Source organism: Rhodococcus sp. GB-02 (assembly GCF_053470465.1).
The window spans coordinates 187,251-208,536 of record NZ_JBPUKE010000001.1 but is presented as its reverse complement, the minus strand read 5'-3'; the positions used below and the strand labels follow the sequence as shown (position 1 = coordinate 208,536).

Sequence of the window (21,286 nt, the reverse complement as noted above, 5' to 3'; positions counted from 1 at the left end):
TGGCTCCACAACTGTCAACCCCAGTGCGTCTGAGTAGGGAGTAGTCGCTCGGAAGTGCGGCGGTAGAAGCCCGTGTCAGTTCGTGGATCGTGACGAGCGACGGACGACCAGTTCGGGAGAGAAAAGTACCTGCTCATGGGTGTGGTCGGGGTCCTCGACTTCACGAAAGAGGAGATTGGCCGCGGTCTCGCCCAAGAGTTTGCGTGGCTGGCGTACCGAGGTGAGTGGCACCGCTGCGGCTGCCGCGAACTCGATGTCGTCGTAGCCGACGATGGCCAGATCGTCCGGCACTCGAACTCCGAGGGCGACGCATTGCTGTAGCAATCCGAGAGCCAACAGGTCGTTGGCGCAGAACACCGCAGTCGGGCGGTTCTTCGCGCTGAGACCGAGGATGCGCTCGCCCGCCCCGATGCCCTCTGAGACTGTCAGTCCGGCGGTGTCGATTTCGATCAGGTGATCGGGTGAGAGCCCGGCTTCCGCAACGGCGTTGAGTGCGCCCTCCCGCCGATCGCGGACCTGTCCGATCGAAGGCGGTCCGCCGACGAATGCGATACTGGTATGGCCCATTTCGAGCAAATGCTCGACAGCCAGGCCCCCGCCCTCGACATCGTCGACCGTCACCGAGCAGTGAGTCGGGCGTGCCCGACGTCGATCGACGATGACAACCCGCGTACCGCGCTTGGGTAGCTCGTCGAGAATCGCGGCCTCCGGGTCCATCGGTGTGATGAGTACCCCTTGAACTCGTTGTTGTTCCAACCTGTTCAGGTAAGTCAGTTCTCGTTCGGCTCGGTTGTTGCTGTTGCAGAGGAATACCGACAGGTCATGGGCCTCGGCGGCTTCCTCGATGCCCTTGGCGACGTCGGTGAAGAAGGGATTGGCGCCGTCGAGCATGACGTACGCAAGCGTATTGCTGTGTCCCGCGCGTAGCTGACGTGCAGATTCGTTACGGACGAAGCCGAGCTCGGACATGGCTGCCTGCACCCGGGATCGAGTTTTGGCGCTGACCATCTCCGGACGGTTGAGGACATTGGAGACCGTACCCATGGAGACGCCTGCCGCAGCAGCGACATCGCGCATGCCGATGACCTGGTTCGAAGACGACCGACCGTCGTGCACTGTCACCAAGACTCCTATTGAAACGATTGCGTTCGGTCCGCTGGACTGAGCCAGCCTACAAGGCCCTCGCGGCTGCATGAATCAGCAACGCCGAACCGCTGTGTGGTCGTGTATCGGGAAATCCTACGTTCGCCTGCTGCGCATCGGAAGTAATTGTGGGGCTGAGACCTGCTCCGACTCTGCGGCGCGGCCTGCACACCTTCGCGCCAGTCGGGACCCGCCGGCGATCGGGGCCGCCGAGCCTTGACTTCACCCGGTGCCGCTGCCTACTGTCACGAAGAAACGAATGAAACGATTAAACATCGCGATTCACCTAGCTCGGAACTGACCACACTTGCGAAAAATACAACCTTCGAAAGCGCGAGGCATGAGCACCGACGAACTGACATCACTTCCTGCTCGACTGCAGACATTGGCGCTCGAGGCACCGGACAGACTGGCTGTGACCGATGATCACGAGAGCGTCACTCGCAGTGAACTGGAGCGCCGCACGAATCAATTGGCACGCCGCTTCGCAGCGCTGGGGGTCACTGCCGGTTCGATGGTGTCCATTGCGCTGCCCAACGGTGTGCGTCACATCGAATCATCCATCGCAGCATGGAAACTCGGAGCCGTTCCGCAACCACTCTCGGCCCGGCTGCCGGCCGACGAGCTGAGCCGGCTACTGGAAGTGGCGAATCCGTCGCTGGTGTTAGGACTCGAACCAGGTGATGGACGGGCTTGGATGAGCGTAAGCGCAGACGTGTCGGGCGAATCAGCTGAGCCGTTGCCGGACATGATCTCTCCGGCGTGGAAAGCTCCGACCTCAGGCGGAAGTACGGGAAGTCCGAAATTGATCGTGTCGGGGCAGGAAGCGAGCGCTGAAGCGGTGCTCGGTCGTGCCGATGCTCTGCGACTCAGGGCAGGCGGAGTCATGCTCAACACGGCACCGATGTTCCACAATGCGCCCAACATGTTCTCGCTGATGGCTTTGTTGCAGGGGCAGCACGTGGTGCTGATGGATCGATTCGACGCTGAACGTACCCTTCGTGCGATAGACCGATTCGGCGTCACGTGGCTCTACGTAGTCCCGACGATGATGGGCCGTATGCTGCGACTTCCCGACGAGATCCGCAGCGCGGCCGATGTTTCGACACTCGAAACCGTGTTGCATGTCGGGGCGCCCTGCCCGCCTGTGGTCAAACGTGGGTGGCTCGACTGGATAGGACCGGAGAAGGTCGTCGAGTTGTATTCGGGCACAGAAGCCCAGGCGAACTGCATGATCGACGGCGTCAACTGGTTGACTCACCCGGGATCGGTCGGGCCGGTGCTGTCTGGCGAAATGACCATTCGGGACGAAGAGTTTCGCGAGTTGCCGAGTGGAACGGTCGGCGAAGTGTGGATGCGTCGGGCGCCCGGCACGCCTGAAACCTATCGATACGTCGGTGCGAAATCGCGTACTCACGGCGATTGGGAGTCCTTGGGCGACCTGGGATATTTCGACGACGACAAGTTCCTCTATCTCACCGATCGCACGAGCGACATGATCTTGGTGGGTGGAGCCAACGTCTACCCGGCCGAGATCGAAGCTGCGCTCGCCGAACACCCGGCGGTGCTGACGTGCGCTGCGATCGGACTGCCCGACGAGGACCTCGGCAACGTCGTCCACGCGATCGTTCAGGTTGCCGACGATACTGGCGCGGACGAACTTCTCGCACATCTGAAAGAGCGCCTGGCGCCTTACAAGTTGCCTCGCTCGGTGGAGTTCAGTGAGACACCGTTGCGAGACGACGCAGGCAAGGTGCGACGCGGCGCTCTACGCGATGCTCGTGTGCTGAAAAGGAATTCGATCGACGGGTAGTCGGCGGAAAGAAGCGGGGCGCTGCTTGCCCTCATCAGCCAGCAGCGCCCCGCAGTAGTCGCCTAACCTACGGCGTCAGCTCGTGGGATCCGGCCGCGAGTCTTTCGACGTCACCGCCAGGTCGCCGGAAGGAGACGGGGACCGGGCTGTGCACGGTAATCGTCGACTCGGTGCACTTCAAACGGATTGCACCGAACGGGGTGGGGCAGCTTCCCGAGAGCGCGGGCAGTAGATCGTAGCGAGGGGCGACGACTGCCGATCGGTATCCGGGTTCGGCTGGGCGAATCCCCAGGATATTGGTTATCAGCGCAGAAGTCGGCGAGGAACTCCAACCGTGGCAGGGTGTTCCGAATCCCCAGCACTCTGCGAAGGTCGAATTTCCCTCCCACAGCAATTCGCTCCAATGCCGCACGCTTGTGAGAAGCGGCTCCATGGCGTTCATCCTCCCTAACGCCTCGTGCACCATTGCCTGGCCGAACGGTTCTGCTCGCGTGATTTGTGTCCTTGTGTCCCAGTCGATTTCCTGCCTGCCCTGCAGGTGCATGTGCCGGCGCTCCTTGGAGTAACCGCTGGCTCCACCGATCCAGTTGCGGTACACCGTCGCATCCTCGTCTGAAAGTGCTTTCGTCAGTGCGGAATAGCGTTCGGCCGGCGCAAATCCCGAGACGACAGCGGCAGCCTGACCCATTTGTGAACACGCATCCGGTGCGTTCTTTCCGTCGACATGGTCGATGTAGACGCCGCGCTCCTCATCCCAGAACGTTTCGAAACCGATACGCAGCGAGTCATATTCGTCACGGGCCCACCGTGCATCGCCGTTGTTGCCGATTGCCTCACTCAATTCGGCGAACTCGAGCAGCGCGCGGCCGAGTAGACCGTTCACGATGGAACTGCATCCGTCGAGGAATACTGCCGACCAGTCGGTGAGTACCCACTCGGGCAGGTTGCCGATCAGGTTTCGGTCCTCGATCTTGTAGGCGAGGAACCAGCGAAGAATGCGTTGAACGCTCGGTATTCGAGCATGAGCGAAGGCGGTGTCGCCGGAGTAGCGGTAGTACAGGGACAAGCCGTGGATCCAATAGAGCGACCAGTCCGGAATCGTGATGTTGTCGATGAATTCGACATCGCCGGATGCGGCCATCGGCAGTAGACCGTCGGATCGGGGTGAGTCGCCGAGTTCGAGGCTTCGCCGCACCAGTCGCCAGTCGTCCGAACACGTCAAATGCGTGATCGCGTGTACGTATGCGTCGCCCGCCCATGCCCGCTGCTCGCGCGTCGGACAGTCGATGAAGGCGTCATGAGAGTTCAACTCGACGGTGCGACGTCCGGCCCGATACAACTCGTTGATCTGTGCGTCCGCGCTGGTGAAGAAGTGGTCTCCGGCGAGTGTGTACAGAAATTCGTCGACGTCGAACTGCTCGAGTGAGAATCGCGTCTGCTCTGTCGATTCCACGAGCAGAAGGGCGTATCGAAATCCGTTCACCTCGATCGCCTCGAACTTCGATTTGCCCGGTTCGGACCGCATCATACTGCCGGCTACGTGGGCTTCGCCCGAGTCGCTTTCGTAGCCGAATGCTTTCTCGAGAAGTGCTACCCGCACGGTCACGGAGTGTTCCGAGTCCACCAGGTAGTTGACCCGACCGGCGACTATTTCGCCCATGTCGACTTCGATGATCACCGGACTGTGCGGTTCCACTGTCAGTTCATCGCCGGGGGCATAGTTCTGTGTTCGGTATTGCTGGGGGCGCTCGAAGATCTCACCGACTCGCCGAATCGGAGCCCCGGCCGTGAGCAGATCGGTTTCGAGATGATCGACCGACGACATGGACGTCGCGTGGACGTTCTTCTCGGTGAGTGCGCCGATCGGTCTGGGGAGCATTCGTCCGTACGGCATCGTCGGTGGCTGGGAGCGGGCGAGCCCGCCCATGTGCTTGACCGTCCGAACGAGTGCGGGTACGGCCTCACGTGGCGCCGCGGTGGCATCGAACGCTTCGAGGGGTAGTCGTGCGTCTGCGCCGAGATCGGTCGGCGCACTCCATTCGCCGAGTTCGCGTGCCGTCCAGGACTCGTCGGTCGCCAGCCAAATGTCACCGATCCGGGCTTCCAAGACCGCCACTGCTTGATTGCCGAAGCCGGCCCCGCTACGCGCGGGTGCCCAGAAGGGATTGGGCTGTCCGTAGTAGGTGACCAGGAGTTCGATGCGGTTCGGTCCGGGCACCAGGAATTCAGCGAGGTCGTATTCGTCGTAGTGCAGGCGGTCTGCCTGTGATCTGACGGGGCCACGTCCGACGACTTCACCGCCCACTGTCAGTACGTATCGTGAATCGGCACTGACCCGGCACGGGGCGTGTGGGACTGGAGTCGGCAGTTCGACTGTGGTGGCGAATTCCACGCGATGAAACGGATGCGGTGGTAGTGGCGGCTGGATTGGACCGACGACGATGTCTGTCTGTGCGCCGTTCGGGTGTGAGATCCAGTGGCCACGCCACTGCAGTGGAAAGCGTGGTGGAACGGTTGTGGGGTTCAACGGAAGTCCTGTCCTGCGCAGTGCCGGCGGCAGATCGTGCCGAAGAGATGTGTGAGCGAGTGGCTATTCCAGATAATTGAAACGCTCCATAGTGCTCAATGTCAAGAAATTTCCGCCTTCCTTCAGTCCATATATGCAGCTTGAACGGCGGATATGGAATTTCGTTCAAGATCTTGCCAAATGTGTCTCAGAACACGTATTGTTCGGCAACATTGATCGTTTCAAAAGTTCCGGTTCGCGCCGGGCAATCGGAGGTGGACATTGTTGTCGAGAACCCGTGCGGATGATTCCGGACCAAGGCGGCCTGCGCCGAGGCGCAGGCTGAAACGGCTCGTTCAAGGGGTTGCGGTGCTTGCCGCAACGTCGATGTTGGTCGCAGCCTGCGGTGGTGGGAGCAGCGAAAAGGACTCGACTGGAGGAACATTGACACTGGGTGTGGACGTGGCACCTCGATCCTGGGATCCGGCACAGCAAGTCAGCGCCGGAACGGGCGTGGTCCTGTGGCAACCGGTTTACGACACTCTTCTCAAATACGCACCCGACGGCTCCATCGAGCCGAACGCCGCTGAATCGTTCTCATACAACGAGGATCGCACCGCTCTCACTCTGAAGTTGCGAGACGGGATGACGTTCACCGACGGCGCTGCAGTCGACGCCGCAGCTGCCAAGGCTTCACTTGAACACATGCGGGACAGCGCTGGACCGGACTCGGTACGCCTGGCCGGGGTCCAGGTGGAAGCCCTCGACGATCGAACTGTCGAACTGTCGACCGAACGCCCCAATGCGTTACTTGCACAGTTCCTGACGTGGGCGCCTGGCATCCTGGCGAGCCCGGCGTCACTGGCATCGCCTGATCTCGCCACCAATCCCGTCGGAAGTGGCCCGTACACGTTCGCGAGCCAGGAAAGCACCAGCGGAACCTCGCTTGTCTACCAACGCAACCCGAACTATTGGAATGCAGATGCTTACCCGTACGACCGCGTCGTCATCCGCGTGATGGAAGACGAGACCGCGCGTCTCAATGCTCTGCGATCGGGGCAGATCGATGCCGGCCCGGTTTCGGCGGCGAATGCCGATCAAGCTGAATCGGCAGGGTTGATGCTGTTGGGAAATGCCGTCAACTGGAACGGCATGTTCATCATGGACCGCGACGGCAAGCAAGTTCCGGCACTCGGGGATGTCCGGGTGCGTCAGGCCATGAACAAGGTCTTCGACCGTGACGCGATCGTCAAGGCTATCTACCAAGGACACGGCGTCGTCAACAACCAGATCTTCAACACGAACAGCGACGCGTACAAAGCGGACCTGCTTGCAGCATCGGCCTATGACGTTGAGGCCGCCAAGAAACTCATGAACGACGCGGGATACTCCGGCGGATTCGATCTGACGATCCCGGAGATTCCCGGACGTACCGATATGCTCTCCCCGATCATCAAGCAGCAGCTGGGCCTGATCGGTATCAATGTGAATATCGAAAGCGTCCCGGCGACACAGTATCTCGACAGGTTCCTCAAGGGGGTTTACCCGGTGATCCCCTTCGGACTGCCCTCGGGCACTCCCGTAGCCGACGTCGACGCTTCACTGGCTCCGAACGCGATCTGGAACGTCTTCAAGACTCAGGATCCGAAGCTCACGCAACTCGTCGCCGACCTGCAGGTTGCTCCCGAGGACAAGCAGAAAGAGATCGTGCAGTCGATCAACGAGTTCGTAACGGATCAGGCCTGGTTCAGCGTCCTGGCTTTCCCGGAAAGCTTCTGGGCGTTCAAGGGTGGCGTCTCCGCAGAGAAGATGACCGGAAACTCTGCGCCCTACCTGTACACCTTCAAGTGAGTCGGCCCGTGCGTGGTCGCCGCACAGTGGTGACCACGCACGGGATACACCGGCACAAGCATCGCGCTGGGCAGACCGCACTCCGAAATCACGAATTCCGAGGCACCATATGTTGAACTTCCTTGGGCGAAAACTGTTTTTCGCTCTCGTACTCTTCTTGGCAGTAACAGCTTTGACCTTCATGATGGTGTTCTCCAACGGAGTTGCCAGTGTGCGTCAGTCTCTGGGCGAGACCGCAACCGATGAACAAGTTGCCGCACGCGTGGCTCAACTCGGTCTCGATCGTCCGGTGTTACTTCAATACCTGGAATGGCTCAAAGGTTTGCTGTCCGGGGACCTCGGTGCCAGCTTCGCCACCGGCGAGAGCGTCAGCAGCATGTTGACGACGCGTGTACCGGTGACGATCTCGCTGGTCGTGCTCGCCATTTTGCTGACTGCGGTCCTGAGCGTGGTCGTCGGCGTTTGTGCGGCGGTGTTCGGCGGGTGGGTCGACAAAGGCCTGCAGTTCCTTTCGATCGGCGGTCTCGCGCTCCCGAACTTCCTCGTTGCGATCGCTCTCGTCTTCGCTTTCGCAATTGCGATCCCGCTCTTCCCCGCCACCGGTTACGTGCCGATCGAGGAGAATGCAGGCGAATGGGTTGCATCACTGGTGCTCCCCGTGACCGCGATACTCGTCGGCCTGGTGGCAGGTTCGGCGCAACAGTTTCGCGGCGCCCTCATCGACACTCTCAAGCAGGACTACATCCGTACGCTTCGCTCGCGCGGCGTATCCGAGCGGGCGATCGTTCTTCGTCATGCACTGCGAAATGCGGCCAGTCCGGGACTGACAGTTCTCTCTCTCCAGACCATCGGACTTGTTGGTGGAGCGGTCCTGATCGAAAGAATCTTTGTTCTGCCCGGCGTCGGGCAGTTGACGCAGACTGCGGCGATCACCGGCGATCTTCCTGCCGTCATGGGTTGTGTCGTCTTCAGCGTGCTGGTGGTCATCGTCGTCAATGTCTGCGCCGATCTGCTCAACGGCTGGATCAACCCGAAGGTGAGGATTTCGTGAGCACTGACGCGATCATGTCGGCCGGTCCGGCATCGACGGCGCCGACAAACAAATCGGTCTGGCGACGGCTTCTGAAGAACCCGATGGCGGCGGGCTCGCTTGTCGTCTTCATCGCCATCGTGATCTTCGGGGTTGCCGCACCCTTGCTTGCCCCGTTCGACCCCAATCTCGCCAAACTCGAACTGACGAATGCGGCACCGTTCGATACGGAATTCCTGCTCGGTGGTGACCGCTCGGGTCGAGACATTCTCTCCCGCTTGATGTACGCAACGACCGGCACTTTGATGGCATGCCTCGTGGTTCTCGCCGTCTCGGCCGGCATCGGCATCGTGACGGGCCTGGTGGCAGGCTACTGGGGTGGCCGGATCGACGATGTTCTCGACTGGGTTTCGAACATCGTGCTGGCATTTCCGGGACTCATTCTTCTCATCTCGCTCTACACCGTCGTGGGTCCGAACATCACTGTCTCCATGGCGATTCTGGGCGTGCTCATTGCCCCCAACTTCTTCCGGTTGGTCCGCTCCCTCGTCCTGAGTATCCGAAGTGAGTTGTACGTCGACGCCGCCAGAGTCGCGGGTTTGTCCGACGGGAGGATCATTTCGCGGCATGTCCTGCGTTCGATCCGTGGGCCGCTGATCGTGCAGAGCTCATTCGTTCTGGCCACAGGCATCTCCGTTCAGGCCGGACTGGAGTTCCTCGGATTGGGAGACAGCAACACACCGTCCTGGGGTGGAATGCTCAACGAAGCGTTCGCGAACATCTACAACAACGGCACCGCCGTCGTCTGGCCGGCCCTGCTCATCGGTGCAACCACACTCTCGTTGGTGATCCTCGGAAATACACTGCGCGACACACTCGAAACGTCGGGCACCCGCCATCCGGCTCTGTCGGCATCGAAGGTGAAAGAAATCCGGGCCGAGCGCGAGGACACCCGTCAGCGGTCAACCACGCTCCCTACCGACACTGAGCCGAAATCCGAAGCCCTGCTGCGGATCCAGGGACTCGAACTGGGGTACCCGTCGTCGGCTGAGACGGTCGGTGTTGTGGTTCACGGCGTCGATCTCGAGGTGAGGAGCGGCGAAATACACGGTCTGGTCGGTGAATCGGGCTCGGGTAAGTCTCAGATCGCCTACTCGATTCTGGGTATCCTGCCTCCGGAAGCCGCAGTGGTCGGTGGATCCGTGTTCTTCCGCGGGCAGGACATTCTCAATGATTCGAATGCGATGAAGAAGGCGCGTGGCCGGCGTATCGCGTACATCCCGCAAGAGCCCATGACCAACCTGGACCCCACCTTCACGGTTGGGCAACAACTCACCTACGGCCTGCGTGCTGTCGCCGACATCAGCAAACACGATGCGCACGCACGGTTGCTCGATCTCCTTGCACGCGTGGGAATCAACGATCCACGTCGGATGTTCGATCTGTATCCGCACCAGATCTCCGGTGGGATGGCTCAACGTGTGCTGATCGCCGGCGCTCTCGCCGGTGAACCCGAGCTCATCGTGGCGGACGAGCCGACAACGGCACTGGATGTCACCGTTCAAGCCGACGTCCTCGACCTTCTTCGTGATCTGCAGAACGAGCGCGATTTCGGAGTTCTTCTGGTGACGCACAATTTCGGGGTCGTGGCAGATATTTGTGATCGTGTGAGCGTGATGAAGGAGGGTCGCATAGTGGAAAGCAGTGACGTACGTACATTGTTCGCTGAACCGGAGCACCAATACACCCGAATGCTGTTGGACTCCATGCCTGACCGGTTTGCCAGTCGGATCCCGTTCGGGGCCACATCAGTCGAGGTGGCGCCGTGAGTGACTCGACCGTAACTACCCCGCTGTTGTCGATCAGGGATCTTGATGTCCGGTACCCGGGCCGAACTTTCCGCTCGCCGGAAGCTCACGTGATCAAGACCGTCTCGCTCGACCTACATGCCGGCGAGACGGTCGGATTGGTCGGTGAATCCGGTTCAGGGAAGACAACTCTGGGCCGCGCGATCCTGGGACTGGCTCCGGTCAGTGGTGGATCCATCCACATGGGCAGCCGAGACATCAGCCGTTTGGGCCGCAAGGAACGACGCTCCATCGCCAGCTCCATCCAGGTGGTGTTCCAGAATCCCTATTCGTCGCTCAACCCGTCGATGACAATCGAGGACATCCTCGCTGAACCATTGCTTGCGAGCGGGCAGAAGGCAGGCCGGGAATTGGTGCGGTCGCTGCTGGACCAGGTGCATCTTCCGGCAGACGCGGGCGCCCGTACCGCCCGCGAGTTCTCCGGTGGACAGCGGCAGCGAATCGCGATCGCACGTGCACTCGCCCTGTCTCCGAGCGTGCTGATCTGCGACGAACCCACCAGTGCGCTGGACTTGTCGACCCAGGCGAAGGTCTTGGATTTGCTCGTCGAGATTCAGGAAGAAAAGGGGATTGCCTACCTGTTCATCACTCACGATCTGGCCGTCGTTCGTGCAGTCAGTCACCGAATCGCGGTGATGCTCAACGGTGAGATCGTCGAAGTGGGTGCCACGGAGCAGGTTTCCGACCGACCGGCGCACCCGTACACGCAGAAGCTGCAAATGTCAGCACCGGTGGCGGATCCCGTCGAGCAGAAGGCCCGACGCGAGCGTCGCCGTGAGTTCGCCCGAAGTGAGCGGGTAACGAGCCTCTGAGAATGCGTTGTCGAATGCCTCAGTCGCATAACGATCCTCGACGTGAGTCGCTGATCGTGACAAGAGTATCCGAAGTGACCGTGTTTTCAGTCAGGGGATTATCTTCCGAGCCTGCAGATTGGCGAAGATGTCGAGGAACATCGCTTCGGTGTCGACGTGGCGGTGAAATCCGAACCGCCGAGCTTTCGATCCGTCAGCGAAAAAGTCGTAGTCCCATCCGAATACGAAGTCACCGAACCCCCAGGACGAGACATCGGAGTACGGGGTCCGAGCAAGGTGGTGTTCCTCGACGAGTTCATCCCACACCGACTCCTTGTCCGCCATTGCGACATCGAGGGACATCGGGAGTGGAGGTGCGACGTCCATGTCGAAGAAGGCGGCGATCTTCGGCCACATTTCATGCCAGCGAAACAGGTCGCCGTTGTTGATGTTGAACGCCTGATTCGCGCACTCGGGATTAGTAGCGGCCCAGACCGTTGCTTCGGCCAGGAGTCCGGCGTCGGTCATTTCGATCAAGCTGGTGTACGCGCCGGGTTTGCCGGGGAATCGGAGTGGGACACCCAGTTTCTTCGAGATGGTTGCGTAGACGGCGATGACCATCGCGAGGTTCATCGGGTTGCCCAATCCGAATCCGGAAACGACCGAGGGTCTGATCGCCGACCATGTCCACGACTTGCCGCGCTGCCTGCGTTCGAGGAACTGCTGTTGGTCGACGTTGAACTCGGGTGGCATGTGCGGTGGATCGCTCTCGCGGGCGGGAGTTTTGAACGGTCCGAGATGTGCGCCGTAAACCTTGTAGCCCTGCATCAGGCTGACGTGCTCGAGTCCGCCGGCAACGGGCTCGATGGCGTCGAGAGTGTTGACCAACATCGCCAAGTTGGGCGGAACCAACTCGGCCCATGTCGGGCGGTCTTGATAGGCGGCGTAGAAGACGTGGGTGACGCCGTGCAGTCCGCTCAGTGCCTCCGCGGTCTGGGAAGGATCGAGCAGGTCGACTGCGATGTGTTCGACCCGGTCGGTGTCCGTGCCGCCTCGGCGCGAGAGTCCGACGATCTTCCATTCGCCGGTCGACTCGAGGTGATCGATCAAGTTTCCACCGATCACACCTCGGGCTCCGACCACGAGTGCCACTTTGTCGTGCTGCGCCATTACTGCCTCCCATTGGTATATCGCGATGTTGCGATATAGGGAGTGAACCATACATATCGGCATTTCGCGATCTAGCGGTATGCTGACGAGCATGGAAGACACAGCAACCGAGTGGGAAACGGCGTTCAAGGCGCTGGCCAACCCGATGCGTGTGCAAATCCTGCAGTGGTTGAAAGACCCGGGAAGCTTTCCCCCTCAGCTCGAGCCTGCCGAGGAGGTCGGAGTGTGCCTCAAACACATTCAGGCGAGGGCGAAGGTATCGCAATCGACTGCGTCTCAATACATGGCCGCACTCCAGGCTGCGGATCTGGTGACCACCACACGAATCGGCCAGTGGAGGCACTACAAACGAAACGAGCAACAGATCGAGAAGCTTGCTGCATTCATCAGGCAGGGTTTGTAGATACCAGCAGCTGACCGATCCCTCGGGGCTGCAGGCGTTGTGGCAAAACCTCACATCGCCGGAGCCGTCGGTATGTGCATTGTGGTCGTTTCTCGGCTCACTCGCTGTCTCTACGCTCGGCAGAGGAGTCCGGCGAGGAGAGGCGTGCGATGAGTCGTGAGAGCTGGGTGGGCCGCGATGCTCGATCCATCGCCGAGGCCGTGCAGTCGGGTCAGGTGTCGGCCCGGACCGTCGTCGAAGACCATCTCGCACGGGTCGACGAATGCAATGGCGAACTCAACGCACTGGTCACCGGGTGCGCCGAGGAGGCTCGCGCGGCCGCCGACGCCCAGGACGAGCGACGCCTTCTCGGTGAGACACTCGGCCCTCTTGCCGGGGTTCCGTTCACGGTCAAGGACCTGATCGCCACTGCCGGCGTGCGTACCACCGCGGGTTCTCGCACTCTCGCGGACAACGTCCCGACCGTCGACGCCCCGGCCGTTGCGGCGTTCAAGGCCGCCGGCGCAATTCTGATCGGCAAGACCAACACCCCGGAGTTCGGCGCGTGCGGGCTGACTCGAAACGAACTGTTCGGCACCACGGCCAGTCCGGTGCGACCCGACGGCGTCGTCCGGTCCCCCGGCGGATCGAGTGGCGGCGAGTCCGCGTCGGTTGCTGCCGGAATGAGCGTGCTCGGACTCGGTACGGATTTTGGTGGCTCGGTGCGTTGGCCCGCCCACTGCACCGGCCTCACTTCGGTTCGCCCGACGCTCGGCCGTATCGACCCTGAAGGGCAGTACCCCGGCGTGCTTTCGGATGGACGGGTGCTCGCCAACCCTGCGACGATGCACGGCACGATCCAGACCATCGGCCCACTGGCCCGCAACCTCGGTGATGCGACGCTTGCGCTGCGCGTCCTGTCGAAGCCGCATTTCTCGTGGACCGAGCCGGACTCGGTCGACGTCGAACACCTTGACATCCGCTGGGCGCCCGGCGAAGGGACCATGCCTGTCGACGAAAAAATCCTGTCGGCGGTTCGCTCGGTGGCGAACAGCCTGGACGCGAGCGAGTATGACGGTCTGGCTCTGCCGCGGGCCAACGCGCTTTTCGGCGCGTTGCGATCGGTCGAGACCCACGCGGACATCCACTCTCTCGCCGAAAATTCAGCGCACTCTTTCGACGCGGACATCACCGCCATGCTTGCGGCAGGCCGTGATCGGAGTTCCGCCGAGGTGGAAGCGCTGTGGGCGGATCGCGCGGTGTTGATCGCCGACTTCCTCGGCGAGATGGGCGACGTCCTGATTCTGCCGGTTGCGTCGGTGCTCGCTCCGCCGCTCGGTGTGGAGAGTTTCGAGGTGGGCGGTCGCAAACTCACGTGGATGGACGCGCTCGCGAATTGCCGGGCGATCAGTGTGCTCGGCCTTCCGTCGGTCGTGGTTCCGATAGGGCTCTCCCGCAACGGTTTACCGATCGGAGTGCAAGTGGTTGCGCGGCCGTTCCACGAGCACGTTGCGCTGTCCGTGGCGGTGCGAATCACGTCGAATGCGCAAGCTCTGGTCTGACTTCCACTTTTCGGTTTCGGCTGCGAAACGTGTTGCGTACGAGTCGGCAAGGTCGTGAAGCGTGGTGACGCAATCGCCGTAGTACGTCGGTGCATGCATGGTCGCCAGAATCCGCGGCTCGAGGTCGGCCAGGGCACGGATCGTGGGTTCGAGATCCGGGGTGAGGCAGGTGGCGTGGCCCAAGTCCTCGGCTTCCAAAGCGGAACTGACGATTTCGTGCTCGGTGGTCGCGGGGTGGTGCCCGAAGGCGGTGAAGAGATCTCCGCAGAACAGCGTGGACGTCGTCTCCTCGAACATCAGGCCCGCGTCCCAACCGTGTGGGACGTGCGGGGTGTCGATGTGCCGTACCCGGCGCCTGCCGGTTTCGAGTACGTCGCCGTCCTGCAAGGGAAGTGGCGCCCGATCGGCCAGATCGTTGACCTGAACGAAGCACCCCATCGCGCCGTGTGCCACTTGTGCTTCGGGGGCTGCCGCAAGCCAGGAGTTCATGGACCCGCACTCATCGGCCTCGACGTGACCGAACGTGATCCATTTCAGGCGGTCGATGTCGATCAGAGTCGAGAGTGCGTCGGAAACGGAGGTGAACAACGCTCGCTGCCCGGTGTGGAAGAGCAGGGGTTCCTCGCCGTCGACGAGAAACTGGTTCATCGTGAGGTTGGCTTCGTCCACAAACGTCGACAGTCGGTAGATGTCCGGCGCGATTTCGGTGATCGTGGTGGTCATTGCTGTGCTCCGATCAGGGCTGTAGTACTCGTCAAGCTGCCCTCTCCAGCCTTCTCGCCGCCCCGTTCCGGCACAAGGTTCTGGACATGCTCACGGCTCTGCAATAGTGGAGGACGTGTTCGTACTGCTGCTGACAGGCCCGCCGGGCGCGGGGAAGAGTTCCGTGCTGACCGCGCTTCACGATCGACTCGGCGAGGTCGGGGTGAGCAACGCGATGATCGAGGTGGACGAACTCGAGCGGTGCTACCCGCCACTGGGGACCGAACGGGCAATCGCACACGTCGGGATGCTGTGCGCGTCGTACCGGGAAGCGGGGTACGAACTCCTCTTCCTCACGGCGACTGTCGAAGACGACGACTACGGGCGTGCGCTGCTGGCCGCGACCGGCGCCGATGGGCACCTGCTGGCGCGCCTCGAGGCCGATCCGGATACATTGCGCACCAGAATCATCGAACGTGAACCGGCCGGCTGGGCCGGGCTGGACGATCTGGTGGAAGCGTCACAACTGCTGGCCGGTTCGATGCCGAGACTCAGTGGAGTCGACGTGGTTCTGGGCACCGAAGGCCGCGATGCCGAAAGTGTTGCCGATGATCTGGAAGCGGCTCTGCGAGAACGCAGTCCATCGCTTCTAGCCGTCGGTATTCAGAGCGGTGACCACTGAAGCGAACATCGTCGACTTGATGGCGCCCAGTGTGCCGGGGTTCTTCGGGCCGATCGGTGCAACCATTTCGATGGCCTTGGCGGTCAAAGCATCGACAGATGCGGTGAAGTCCACCAAACCGGCTGCGAATGCGTCACTTCCGCCGTATCGCCGCCCCGTGGTCATGGCGACGATTGCCGACGCCGGGCTGAGTTTGGCTTGGATGAGAGCTGCCATTCCTTCGGTGAACGGGATGTTGATATCCACCTCCGGGAAGCAGTAGTAGCCGCGATCATCGCGCATGACGCGGTAATCGTGCGCGATGCCGAGCATTGCGCCGGCCCCGAAGGCGTGGCCGTTGATCGCAGCGACGGTAGGCATCGGGAACGTCAACATCCGAGCGAACAGCGACTGCACCTGCTGCACATACCACTTCGCCTTGTCGCCGTTCGCGCCCAGCCAGTCGAGGTCGAGTCCGTTGGAGTAGAACTTGCCCGTCGCCGTGGTGACCAGAGCGTGTGCGCCTTCGCTGAGAGCCTGATCGAGCAGCTTGTCGACGGCATCGAGCCAATCCGGCGAGAAACGGTTCTCGTCCTCGCCGAGATCGAGAACGGCGATCTTGTCTTCGAAGCGCAGAGTTGCGGTCATGACTGGCCTTTCCTGTTGCGGGACTGTGGGAGTGGTGGATCCAAACTCAGAACGGCGCGAACCGCCACATCCAACCGCGCGCGTGCTGCAGCGTCGGGGACTCGCCAACCGTCGGCGCGTTTGGCGGGGTGAATGAGTAGCCCGGTAGGCAGGCCGACAACACAGGCCTCGATTGCCTCGACGGCTCGGCCGTCTGTGCGGCCCCAGAGCGCGGTCGACAACCGGATGAACAAGTCGACCAGAGACCGGTCGAGTTGTGTGAGTTGCTCGGCGATGTCGGCAGGGACGTCGGTGCCGAGCAGTTCGTCGCGCTGGATCGTCAACAGCAGCAACGCAGATTGGGAGTAGTCGAGCGAGAAGACGGCCGGAACTTCGGCAGCTGCGACGACGGCGGAAACCGCCGAAGTTGGCGACGGGTCCGCGAGTGCGTCGTCCACTCTCGATTGCTGAAGCGCGAGAAACCGCTGCGCTGCACGCAGCCACGCGCTACCGACCAGTCCACTGCGAGAGCCGAATGCGTGATAGATCGCCCCATTGGACACGCCGGTGGCGTCGGAGACAGCCCTGACCGTGACAGCACTCGGCCCGGCGGTGGCGGCAAGTTTTTCGGCAGCGTCGAGCAGCGTGTCGAGGTCGTGGACGCGTGGCCGAGGCATGAACGCACAGTAACAGAGCGTCTGCTCTGTTACTAGTGTGCGGTCAGATCACCGAATTCGCGCGAAGGTCTTCAATCTCCTCCGGACGCAGGCCGAAGTCGGCGAGTACGTCGTCGGCGTCGCCGCCGAGGGTCATGGGTGGTGCATTCCTGACGGGAAGAGTTTTGCCGTCCACCCAGAACGGCCCGCGGACAACAGGAATCGAGGTCCCGTCGGCGCTGTGTGTCTGCTCGACCATCTGCAATGCCTCGACCTGCGGGTCGGAGAACACCTGATCCATCGAATGGATCGGGCCGCAGGGAATTCCGGCACCGCGGATCTCGGTGATCCACTGCGCCGCGCCCTTGGTGGTCAGTAGGTCCTCGAGTTCTTTGGTCAGTTGGTCTCGGTGCGCCAAACGTTCTTTACCCGTGGCATATTCGGCACGAAAGGCGAGGTCGGGGTCTCCGAGTACCGAGCACAGAGCGATCCAGTGCTTGTCCGAGCCGGTGGCGATGTTGATCGGGAAGTCCGCGGTGTCGAAAGCGCCGTACGGCGTGATCGTCGGGTGCGTATTGCCGTTCGGCGTCGCAACGCGTCCGGTGCTCAGGTAGTCCTGGGCCTGGAAGGTCATGATCGAGATCGCGGATTCCAGCAGCGAGGTCTGCACGCGGTGTCCTCGACCGTCGCGACCGCGAGAGGCCAGCGCCGCCGTGATCCCCAACGCTGCATAGATGCCCGAGACGGTGTCGATGATGGGGATACCGACCCTCATCGGAGTCTGATCCCCGGCGCCGGTCACCGACATCAGCCCGGACATCCCCTGGGCCACCTGGTCGAGTCCGGGCGCGAACTGGTCCGGGCCCACCGGGCCGAAACCACTGATGCTCATCACGACGAGCCCCGGATTCTCCTGCTCGAGGGAATCAGGATCGAGCCCCATGTCGGCCAGCACTCCCGGACGGAAGTTCTCGACCAGCACGTCTGCGTCGAGTGCCAGGCTGCGAAGCAGTTTCCGCCCGCGGTCACTGCGCATGTCGATGGCGATCGATCGTTTGCCGCGGTTCACGGAAGCGAAGTAGAGGCTTCGATCGCCGTCGAACGGCGGCCACTGACGCGAACTGTCGCCGGAGCCACGGGTTTCGACCTTGACCACGTCGGCGCCGAAGTCGGAGAGTAGTGACGTGCACAGAGGCCCCGCGAGAGCGCGGGTGAGGTCGAGAACTTTGATACCGCTGAGCAATTGGTCCATGGGAGAAACCTCGGTTCTGTGGTGTGCAACGTCGCCCACTCGATCCGGTCGCACCATCTGCGTGAATTACCGCTGCAGTGATCGTCGGAGAGGGGAAGAATGAAGGTCAGGCCTGCTTTCGGCTGGGCTCGGTGACAACACTGGTCGAGAGCGCAAGGTGATGCGACGGCGACATTGCACAACTGCAGGGCTCGGATTTAGGCGCATTGTGTGACAGGCAGGATTGCGGTGGGCCGATACCGTGAACTCTCTACGGACGGCGATGCAAGCGGGAGGCGAGACGATGCGCGACATTTCCACTCAGCTGGCGCAGTGGCACGCCCGTGGCGAGGATTTTGCACTGGCGACGGTTGTCCGTACCTGGCGATCCTCACCACGCATGCCGGGTGCTTCGATGGCCGTCTCACGCTCCGGTGAGGTGGTCGGCAGCGTCTCGGGCGGGTGCATCGAGAGTGCGTTGTACGAGATCGCCCAGGAGGTTCTCGTTGACGGCACCAGCCGCGTCGAGGTCTTCAGCGTCTCCGATGACGACGCCATCGGAGTAGGTCTGACCTGCGGCGGAACCATCGAAGTGTTTGTCCAGGCGGTCGGAGCCGATTTCACCGAGTTCGGTCAGGTCTGTGAGCGAATCGAGCTTGATACGCCTGTCGTCGTGGTCACCGAAGTGCGTCCGGGAGCACCTGCACGGCACCTCGTCGTCGAGCACGGCCGACGCAGCGGGGATCTGGATGCCACGGAGGACGAGGTCGCCATCCTGCTGCGCACGATGGCGACCGGTGAGTCCGTAGCATTTGTCGCACCCGCGGGAACTCTCATCGATTCGCAGCACGACCTGCTGGTCGAGATCTTCGCGCCACTACCGCGGATGTACGTCTTCGGAGCCATCGACTTCGCTGCCTCGATGTGTACGTTGGGCGCCTTTGCGGGTTACCGCGTGACCGTCGTGGACGCACGGCCGGTCTTCGCGACACGGGCGCGTTTCCCCGACGCCCATGATCTGGTCGTCATGTGGCCACACAAGTTCCTCGAAACCGCACCGATCGACAACAAAACCGTCCTGGCCGTGCTCACCCACGACGAGAAGTTCGACATCCCGTTGCTCGAGATCGCGCTGCGTTCGCCGGCTGCGTACGTGGGTGCGATGGGAAGCCGTGCGACGCACGAGCGTCGCGTGGCGCTGTTGAAGGAGCGAGGCGTCACCGACGCCGAGTTGGGGCGTCTGCACTCACCGATCGGGTTGGATCTCGGTGCCAGGACGCCGGAGGAAACTGCAGTGTCGATCCTCGCCGAAATGACCAAGACCCTGCGCAATGCGTCCGGTTTGGAACTGCGGGATCTGCAGGGGCCGATCCACCCGCCACCTCAGGAGAATCCGACCGCCCTGCATCGAACGGCCTGAGTCGACTGCTCTGAATTCGGACATCTTGTGTTCGGTGGGGATAGGATCGTTTCTTTCGTGAACCATCTTCCGTGATCCGAATGAAATCGAGGTGCCTGCCAAGTGGCAAACCCGGCCGTACCGGCATCCGAGGTGAATGCTGTTCTCTCCGAACTGCTTCGAACCCCGCTCCTTCCTGGTGTTCGAAAGGTTGCCGGCGGCTGCGAGGACCCGACGGTTGCCCGGGTGGGATTCATGGCGGTTCCGGACATCGGGCCGTGGCTACGACGCGGGCAGTTGCTGATCACCACCCCGGAAACCCTCGCCCGGGTCACCGAACCCTTCAAAGCATTTGTCGGACGGTTGTCGACGCGCGGAGTTGCGGCCCTCGCCGTCCAGTTCAGCGCCGACGGGGACACTCTCGCACCGGAACTGGTCGACGCAGCCGACAGCGCCGACTTTCCGCTTCTGGTCTTTCACGGCGCATGCGATCACCCCGCGGCGAGAGGCCGTGAGCAGACGGAGTCGGCGCAGATCGACGCCATGTTCGGGGCTGAGCGGTTGCGGCGGCTACTGGTCGACGTCGTGATGGGCGGCGGCGGACTCCCGCAGTTGACCGAAGTCATCGCACGGGAGATGAAGGGTGCGGCTCTGGTCACCACCTCGGACGGACGCGAGATCTGCCGCGCCGGGGACGCCGCGGAGCGCAAGCATCTGTCAGCCTGCCCGGCTGTCGATTCCACCGGTCGTCTGCGGACCGACACCGTCGAGGGCGGGTTGGGTCTGCACGAGTTCGACGGTCAATTCATCGCGGTGTCCGCGATTTCCGCCAATCACATCGACCACGGGCGTCTCGCGTTGTTCACCGGTGAGCGCGTGATGACGAGTTACGACCAGTACCTGGTCGAGCGTGCCGCTTCGGTGTGCGCCTTGGTCATCACCCGCGAACAGGCCGTGGCGTCGGTGGAGGAACGCCATCGCGCCAACTTCGTTCACGATCTGCTCCTCGGCCGGGCCGGGGACCACGATCACGTTGTCTCCCACGCCAAGACGTTCGGGTGGGACTTCGATCGCCCGCTGGTGATCGTTTCGATCGAGCCGGATCCGGTGGACGAACCGACCTCCGCGGCGCCCGCTCGGCTGCCCGTCGTCGATCGTCAGGCGATGGCGTTCTCCGGCGCGATCGCTCACCGTGATCCCGGTGCGGCGGTGACCGCGCTGACGGGTGAGACGGTGATCGTGATGGGCGTCGGCACCGACACGATGGCATTGGTGCGGGACCTCGTCACGGTCGTTCGTGGTGAAGGTGGCGGCGGGAGAAGGCCGTTCAGTGTCGGGGTGTCCCGGCCGACGGCTGCGATCGACGCCGTCCCTGCGCTCTACAGTCAGGCGCGCACCGCACTGACCGTCGGCCGGCGGATTTCCGGTCCGTGGACGGTGACTCAGTTCGACGATCTGGGCGTGTACAGACTGCTCAGTCTGGTCGAGGACGAAAACGAGCTCGAGACGTTCGCCCGCGAGACGCTGCGGGAATTGACGGAGGAAACTGCCGAAGCGCAGGACATGCGCAAGACATTGGAAGTCCTGCTCGCGACCAACATCAACATTGCCGAGACGGCGCGCAAGCTCCACTTCCATTACAACACACTGCGTTACAGGGTCGTTAAGCTGGAGAAAATGCTGGGACCCTTCACGGCGCAACCCGAACTCCGACTCGATCTGTCTCTAGCACTGAAGATAACCGCGATGCGCGGCATCAATCACTAATATTGCCAATCCGGGTCGGTGGGTTCTGGCAGATTGTCATCACGTCGATACCCCCGCGCTGTAATAGCGTTTCACTCCAGTCACGGTGTTTTGTGAGCTGGAGCACACTCAGCGTTCGGACACCTTC

Annotated in this window: 17 protein-coding genes; 10 read left to right on the top strand and 7 right to left on the bottom strand. The window is 62.0% G+C overall.

The annotated features are described in order from the left end of the window. Window positions 1–75: 75 nt before the first annotated feature. Entirely contained in the window at window positions 76–1,077 is a 1,002-nt protein-coding gene (locus ACSW29_RS01050) for a LacI family DNA-binding transcriptional regulator (protein ID WP_411742546.1), read from the bottom strand. A gap of 406 nt (window positions 1,078–1,483) precedes the next feature. On the opposite strand from ACSW29_RS01050, the gene ACSW29_RS01045 reads away from it, so the two are divergent. After that, window positions 1,484–2,956: an AMP-binding protein gene (locus tag ACSW29_RS01045; RefSeq protein WP_230817726.1), complete on the top strand. Its 1,473-nt coding sequence runs from the start codon at window positions 1,484–1,486 to the stop codon at window positions 2,954–2,956. Between the two features lie 67 nt (window positions 2,957–3,023). Here the strand turns inward: ACSW29_RS01045 and ACSW29_RS01040 are convergent, their stop codons facing one another. Next, a complete protein-coding gene (locus ACSW29_RS01040) occupies window positions 3,024–5,348 on the bottom strand; it encodes an alpha-L-rhamnosidase-related protein (RefSeq protein ID WP_448276151.1) in 2,325 nt (774 codons plus the stop codon). Window positions 5,349–5,831: 483 nt separating this feature from the next. Between ACSW29_RS01040 and ACSW29_RS01035 the strand changes: the two genes are divergently transcribed. The 4 genes from ACSW29_RS01035 to ACSW29_RS01020 all read left to right on the top strand — a co-directional run bounded on the left by ACSW29_RS01035 (window position 5,832) and on the right by ACSW29_RS01020 (window position 11,023). Next, entirely contained in the window at window positions 5,832–7,313 is a 1,482-nt protein-coding gene (locus ACSW29_RS01035) for an ABC transporter substrate-binding protein (RefSeq protein ID WP_448276150.1), read from the top strand. A 109-nt stretch (window positions 7,314–7,422) separates the two neighbouring features. Beyond that, window positions 7,423–8,364, top strand: a complete 942-nt coding sequence (locus ACSW29_RS01030; protein WP_448276149.1) for an ABC transporter permease — start codon at window positions 7,423–7,425, stop codon at window positions 8,362–8,364. Beyond that, window positions 8,361–10,172 (top strand): dipeptide/oligopeptide/nickel ABC transporter permease/ATP-binding protein, encoded by a 1,812-nt coding sequence (locus tag ACSW29_RS01025; RefSeq protein ID WP_448276148.1) that lies wholly within the window; start codon window positions 8,361–8,363, stop codon window positions 10,170–10,172. The genes ACSW29_RS01030 and ACSW29_RS01025 overlap by 4 nt, the downstream gene beginning before the upstream one ends. After that, entirely contained in the window at window positions 10,169–11,023 is an 855-nt protein-coding gene (locus ACSW29_RS01020) for an ATP-binding cassette domain-containing protein (RefSeq protein WP_448276147.1), read from the top strand. The genes ACSW29_RS01025 and ACSW29_RS01020 overlap by 4 nt, the downstream gene beginning before the upstream one ends. A gap of 90 nt (window positions 11,024–11,113) precedes the next feature. Here ACSW29_RS01020 and ACSW29_RS01015 read toward each other — a convergent pair whose 3' ends face one another. Further along, the gene (locus ACSW29_RS01015; RefSeq protein ID WP_448276146.1) at window positions 11,114–12,172 is read right to left on the bottom strand and encodes an SDR family oxidoreductase; all 1,059 of its coding nucleotides are present in this window, start codon (window positions 12,170–12,172) and stop codon (window positions 11,114–11,116) included. Window positions 12,173–12,263: 91 nt separating this feature from the next. On the opposite strand from ACSW29_RS01015, the gene ACSW29_RS01010 reads away from it, so the two are divergent. After that, complete coding sequence (locus ACSW29_RS01010; protein WP_230817715.1) at window positions 12,264–12,575, top strand: ArsR/SmtB family transcription factor; 312 nt, start codon at window positions 12,264–12,266, stop codon at window positions 12,573–12,575. Between the two features lie 149 nt (window positions 12,576–12,724). Further along, on the top strand, window positions 12,725–14,116 hold the full coding sequence (locus tag ACSW29_RS01005) for an amidase (RefSeq protein ID WP_448276145.1): 1,392 nt from the start codon (window positions 12,725–12,727) through the stop codon (window positions 14,114–14,116). On the opposite strand, the gene ACSW29_RS01000 is transcribed toward ACSW29_RS01005, so the two are convergent. After that, window positions 14,018–14,839 (bottom strand): MBL fold metallo-hydrolase, encoded by an 822-nt coding sequence (locus ACSW29_RS01000; protein WP_448276144.1) that lies wholly within the window; start codon window positions 14,837–14,839, stop codon window positions 14,018–14,020. The genes ACSW29_RS01005 and ACSW29_RS01000 overlap by 99 nt on opposite strands. 115 nt (window positions 14,840–14,954) lie before the next feature. Between ACSW29_RS01000 and ACSW29_RS00995 the strand changes: the two genes are divergently transcribed. After that, entirely contained in the window at window positions 14,955–15,500 is a 546-nt protein-coding gene (locus tag ACSW29_RS00995; protein WP_448276143.1) for a hypothetical protein, read from the top strand. Here ACSW29_RS00995 and ACSW29_RS00990 read toward each other — a convergent pair. The 3 genes from ACSW29_RS00990 to ACSW29_RS00980 are packed head-to-tail and all read right to left on the bottom strand — an operon-like array spanning window position 15,468 to window position 18,014. Beyond that, a complete protein-coding gene (locus ACSW29_RS00990; RefSeq protein WP_317827019.1) occupies window positions 15,468–16,127 on the bottom strand; it encodes an enoyl-CoA hydratase-related protein in 660 nt (219 codons plus the stop codon). The genes ACSW29_RS00995 and ACSW29_RS00990 overlap by 33 nt on opposite strands. Then, window positions 16,124–16,783 carry a TetR/AcrR family transcriptional regulator gene (locus tag ACSW29_RS00985; RefSeq protein ID WP_448276142.1) on the bottom strand — a complete coding sequence of 220 codons (660 nt, stop codon included), beginning with the start codon at window positions 16,781–16,783 and terminating at the stop codon, window positions 16,124–16,126. Before ACSW29_RS00985 ends, ACSW29_RS00990 begins: the two co-directional genes overlap by 4 nt. 43 nt (window positions 16,784–16,826) lie before the next feature. Further along, window positions 16,827–18,014, bottom strand: coding sequence for a CaiB/BaiF CoA transferase family protein (locus tag ACSW29_RS00980; protein WP_347872318.1), 1,188 nt, complete (start codon window positions 18,012–18,014; stop codon window positions 16,827–16,829). Between the two features lie 283 nt (window positions 18,015–18,297). On the opposite strand from ACSW29_RS00980, the gene ACSW29_RS00975 reads away from it, so the two are divergent. After that, window positions 18,298–19,413: an XdhC family protein gene (locus ACSW29_RS00975; RefSeq protein WP_448276141.1), complete on the top strand. Its 1,116-nt coding sequence runs from the start codon at window positions 18,298–18,300 to the stop codon at window positions 19,411–19,413. A gap of 102 nt (window positions 19,414–19,515) precedes the next feature. Next, complete coding sequence (locus ACSW29_RS00970) at window positions 19,516–21,159, top strand: PucR family transcriptional regulator (protein ID WP_347872320.1); 1,644 nt, start codon at window positions 19,516–19,518, stop codon at window positions 21,157–21,159. The last annotated feature ends 127 nt before the right edge of the window (window positions 21,160–21,286 follow it).

Excerpts from the sequence above, each read along its gene's own strand:
- ACSW29_RS01000 (WP_448276144.1), bottom strand. The coding sequence starts at position 14,839 with ATGACCACCACGATCACCGAAATCGCGCCGGACATCTACCGACTGTCG.
- ACSW29_RS00980 (WP_347872318.1), bottom strand. The coding sequence starts at position 18,014 with ATGGACCAATTGCTCAGCGGTATCAAAGTTCTCGACCTCACCCGCGCT.
- ACSW29_RS01010 (WP_230817715.1), top strand. The coding sequence starts at position 12,264 with ATGGAAGACACAGCAACCGAGTGGGAAACGGCGTTCAAGGCGCTGGCC.
- ACSW29_RS00975 (WP_448276141.1), top strand. The coding sequence starts at position 18,298 with ATGCGCGACATTTCCACTCAGCTGGCGCAGTGGCACGCCCGTGGCGAG.
- ACSW29_RS01030 (WP_448276149.1), top strand. The coding sequence starts at position 7,423 with ATGTTGAACTTCCTTGGGCGAAAACTGTTTTTCGCTCTCGTACTCTTC.
- ACSW29_RS00990 (WP_317827019.1), bottom strand. The coding sequence starts at position 16,127 with ATGACCGCAACTCTGCGCTTCGAAGACAAGATCGCCGTTCTCGATCTC.
- ACSW29_RS01050 (WP_411742546.1), bottom strand. The coding sequence starts at position 1,077 with ATGCGCGATGTCGCTGCTGCGGCAGGCGTCTCCATGGGTACGGTCTCC.
- ACSW29_RS01005 (WP_448276145.1), top strand. The coding sequence starts at position 12,725 with ATGAGTCGTGAGAGCTGGGTGGGCCGCGATGCTCGATCCATCGCCGAG.
- ACSW29_RS01045 (WP_230817726.1), top strand. The coding sequence starts at position 1,484 with ATGAGCACCGACGAACTGACATCACTTCCTGCTCGACTGCAGACATTG.
- ACSW29_RS00985 (WP_448276142.1), bottom strand. The coding sequence starts at position 16,783 with ATGCCTCGGCCACGCGTCCACGACCTCGACACGCTGCTCGACGCTGCC.
- ACSW29_RS01015 (WP_448276146.1), bottom strand. The coding sequence starts at position 12,172 with ATGGCGCAGCACGACAAAGTGGCACTCGTGGTCGGAGCCCGAGGTGTG.